Annotated in this window: 4 protein-coding genes; 2 read left to right on the top strand and 2 right to left on the bottom strand. The window is 45.2% G+C overall.

Translation table 11 applies throughout. The features are described 5' to 3' along the window. The coding region (locus tag ACTHUE_RS12085; RefSeq protein WP_440423560.1) for a Fur family transcriptional regulator at positions 1-386 on the bottom strand (386 nt) is incomplete at its 3' end. Between the two features lie 113 nt (positions 387-499). Continuing rightward, positions 500-1,324 carry an SDR family oxidoreductase gene (locus ACTHUE_RS12080; RefSeq protein WP_049335582.1) on the bottom strand — a complete coding sequence of 275 codons (825 nt, stop codon included), beginning with the start codon at positions 1,322-1,324 and terminating at the stop codon, positions 500-502. Positions 1,325-1,456: 132 nt separating this feature from the next. On the opposite strand from ACTHUE_RS12080, the gene ACTHUE_RS12075 reads away from it, so the two are divergent. Both ACTHUE_RS12075 and ACTHUE_RS12070 read left to right on the top strand, forming a co-directional pair. Next, entirely contained in the window at positions 1,457-1,918 is a 462-nt protein-coding gene (locus ACTHUE_RS12075; protein WP_004520832.1) for a c-type cytochrome, read from the top strand. Between the two features lie 385 nt (positions 1,919-2,303). After that, on the top strand, positions 2,304-4,138 hold a 1,835-nt coding region (locus tag ACTHUE_RS12070), incomplete at its 3' end, for a TonB-dependent receptor domain-containing protein (protein ID WP_440423558.1).

Raw genomic sequence — 4,138 nt, 5'->3', positions numbered from 1 at the left:
GCCGCCCATTCTTGGCTCAAGGTCTGCTCATCTGCCGTACCGCATTCGGTACAAACCAAAATAAACGCGCTGTGGTGCGCTTCGGCTTCTTCGTGGTCATGGCAATGGTCATTGCACTCGTGCTGCGCGTGGCTGCACAGAATATAGCCGTTGACCGCCGCCACTTTGTGCAAAACGCCCTGCTCCGCCCAAAAATCAAGGGCGCGGTAGGCCGTCGGCGGCGCAACCACGCCCTCGCTTTGCTGCTGCATCTGCGACAGAACGTTGTAGGCTTTAATCACGCCGCTTTGTTTCAAAACAATATCAAGCACTTGCTCGCGCAAAGCGGTTACCTGCACACCATCGCGCTGCGCTTGTTCTAAGATTTTTTGTTTGATTACGTTCATAACTGAAACAGCCTTTCAGACGGCCTTGTTAATAAAAAATTACATTATAACGTGTTTGTTCAATTTCAGATAACAAAGAGGCCGTCTGAAACGTTCAGACGGCCTGATGCCGATTACTTAAACCAAGATTTAATTTTTCCAAACAAAGACATACTTTGTTTTTCAAACGTTTCTTCCTTCACCGGAGCAGGCTCATCGCGGTAAACTTTCATGCCTGCAAAGGTCTGGGCAACCGGCATGATTTCGATGGAATTGACGTTCATCCGCGCCGGACGCTGATAGAGCCATAAAGCGGTATCAGCAATATCTTGCGGCTGGATAAACTCGACATTCTCATAAACCTCGGCCGCACGCTGATCGTCGCCTTTGAAACGGACATTGGAAAACTCGGTATCGCCGCACAAACCCGGTTCGATATTGGTAATGCGGATATTTTTATCTGCCAATTCGGCGCGCAGATTCATACTGAATTGGCGCACAAAAGCCTTAGTTGCACCATAGACATTACTGCCGGAATAAGCATAACTGCCGGCAATCGAACCTAAATTGATGATGTAGCCCTGTTTGCGCGCTACCATTTGCGGCAAAATCTGGCGGGTTAGAAAAATCAGGCCGATGATATTGGTTTGAATCATGGTTTCCCAATCGCCAAAATCGGCTTTATCAGCGGAATCCAGACCTAAAGCCAAACCGGCGTTGTTGATCAGGCAATCGATTTCAGCTAAATGCTCAGGCAGGCTGTTTAAAGCGTTTTGAATTGACTCCGTACGAGAAACATCCATTTCCAAAGGGTAAAACTGCTCGCCCAATTCCTCTGCCAACTGCTGCAATTTGTCTTCGCGCCGTGCCGCGCCAATGACATGATAGCCTGCCGCAACAAAAGTACGGCACATTGCCGCGCCGAATCCTGCCGATGCCCCGGTAATCAAAATTGCCATATCGTTTCCTTTCTGTACTCGTTTCAGACTTGGGTTTAAGGTATGATAACGCCTTATCAGACGGCCTGAGAGTTTGGCCGGCTGATTTTAAATTTAACGATAATCATATCATTACAATAGGACACACTCCATATGAAAACCCGTTTTCTCCCTGTTGCTTTGGCAGCAGTGGCGCTTACCCTTTCCGCCTGCGGCGGCAGCAGCGCGCCTTCCCAGCCTAAAGGCCCTATTTCCGAAGACCGTACGGCCGCGTTCAAATCCATGATGCCTGAGTTTACCCGCATGGGCAAAATGGTCAAAGACGAAGAGCCTTACGACGTAGAAAAATTCAAACAAGCCGCCGCAACCTTCGCCGAAAACAGCAAAAAACCGTTCACCCTGTTTGAATCCGACCCTCAAGGCAACGGCCGCGCCCTGCCTGCCATCTGGACAGACACGGCAACCTTCAAAGCCGAAGAAGAAAAATTTGCCGCTGCAGTTGAGAAACTCAACGCCGCCGCACAAACCGGCAAATTGGAAGAAATCAAAGCCGCTTACGGCGAAACCGGTGCAACCTGCAAATCCTGCCACGACACATTCCGCGGTCCGGAATAAGGCTTAAAACAATAAAGGCCGTCTGAAATATCATTTTCAGACGGCCTTTTCTTCAACTGACTTCAAATCTTTCTATATTAACTTTATATTTTGCATTTCATGTTTTTTACCGGTTTCATTTGAAACTAACGGCCCAGTTCACATATCGCAATCAAATTTTCTTCTTCCGGCTGTTTAAATTCAATTAAATCTCCCTTCTTCTCAACCAATCAAATTCAAATTCAGACCTGCTTTATCTTTTCAGCCAGATTAATCATATGCGCTTGGATTATCTCCTGAAACAAGAATCTGCTTTATTTTTTAATAAATAAAAACCATTATCTAAATATTTGTAAAGTTTAATAATATGTTATAAAGTATCTACTTCGTTTCTGAGGTAACTATCATGAATCCGAATTTCAAATTAAATCTACTAACATTATCTTTACTGGCTATAACCAGTATCGCACACGCAGAAGACGAGGTTTCAACTCAAGAGCTTGATGAAATTCAAGTCAAAGGTAAACACATTGCCAAAGAGAAAAAAGTTTTTACCGAAGGCCAAGCCAAAAGTTCGCGTGAACGCGTTTATCAATCCAGCGAAAACATCGATACCATCGTGCGGAGCATGCCCGGCGTTTTCACCCAACAAGACAAAGGATCAGGCGTATTGGCGGTCAATATCCGTGGCGATAGCGGTTTGGGACGTGTCAATACGATGGTTGACGGCGTAACCCAAACCTTCTATTCCACTTCTGCCGATGCCGGACGCAGCGGCAGCTCCTCACAATTCGGTACGGCACTGGATCCCAATTTTATTGCCGGCGTGGATGTAACCAAAGGCAGTTTCTCGGGTGCCAACGGCATCAATACCTTATCCGGTACAGCCAATTTCCGTACTTTACGGGTAGACGATGTAGTACACGGAAACAATACCTTCGGCCTCTTGACCAAAGGATTGACCGGCACAAACAGCACCAAAAGCAACTTTATGGCAACCGGAGCGGTACAAAAATGGTTTGACAGCGGAGCGCGCCTTGGTGCGTTATATGGTTACAGCCACCGTAATGTCGAGCAAAACTATAAAGTAGGCGGTGGCGGTCAGCGTATCGGCAATTTTGGCGAGGAATATCTGGATCGTAAAAAACAAGAATATTTTGAGAGCAATTTATTGAAATTCGACCACGAACAAAATCTCTGGGTCCGTGACTTTTCCAAGCGCAATGCGGTCGGTAAAAGCTATTGGGACTACCCTTTCTCCAAAAAATATAACGATCCTGAGGTTTTGCAAAGAGATTATGTCGATGACTTGGAAAGAAGCTGGAAAGAGAATTTGGCACCGCAATGGGATCTGACCCCAATCGATCCTACCAGCCTGCAACAACGCTCAAACAGCCATTTGGTCAAAGTGGAATACGAAAACGACAACAACAAGCTGGACCTTCAGCTTCGTACCATGAACAACCGTATCGGCAGCCGCAAAGTAGAAAACCGCAACTACCAAGCCAATTACAACTTAAACATTGGCGATTATGTCGATTTAAACGTGTTGGCCGCCCATAATTTGGGAAAACAAAAATATCCGAAAAACTCACGTTTTTCAGGATGGGGGCTGCTTGATTATTTGGAAACCAAAAACACAGCCAATCTTTTGGATATCAACAACAGCTTTTCTTTCAAACTTCCCCAAAAAACAGATTTAAAAGCTACCGTCGGTTTCAATTTCTTTAAAAACCAATACAGTAAAAACCGCTTTCCGGAAGAGCTGAGCCTGTTTTACGACGGCCCGGATCAAGATGCCGGCCTGTACAGCTTTTTAGGCCGTTTCAAAGGAGACAAAGGAATATTTCCTCAAAAATCAACCATATTGCAACCTTCAGGCCAGCAAAAATTCAATACGTTCTATTTTGATACTTCCTTGAAAAAAGGCATTTATCAATTGAATTACAGCGCCAATATGGTCAACTACCGCTACAAGGGCGAATATACCGACTACTTCAATACCCAAGAAGACTTTAAAAAAGCATTTGGAGAAGATTCTGAAATTTATAAACAGCATTGCACGCCAAGCTGCGACCTTTACGAACCGGTTTATACCAAATCCGGTAAAAAGCATGCGGTAAACCATTCGGTGGCATTAAACATCAATGTCAACGACTACTTTATGCCGTTTATCAGCTATTCGCGTACGCATAGAATGCCGAATATTCAAGAAATGTATTTTTCACAAATCGGCGACTC

It is taken from the genome of Neisseria sp. P0021.S005, assembly GCF_051956955.1.
This window is presented reverse-complemented; position numbering and strand designations above follow the sequence as displayed.

What these genes read in the sequence shown, in the direction of transcription:
- ACTHUE_RS12080 (WP_049335582.1), bottom strand. Translation starts at nt 1,324, where the DNA reads ATGGCAATTTTGATTACCGGGGCATCGGCAGGATTCGGCGCGGCAATG.
- ACTHUE_RS12075 (WP_004520832.1), top strand. Translation starts at nt 1,457, where the DNA reads ATGAAAACCCGTTTTCTCCCTGTTGCTTTGGCAGCAGTGGCGCTTACC.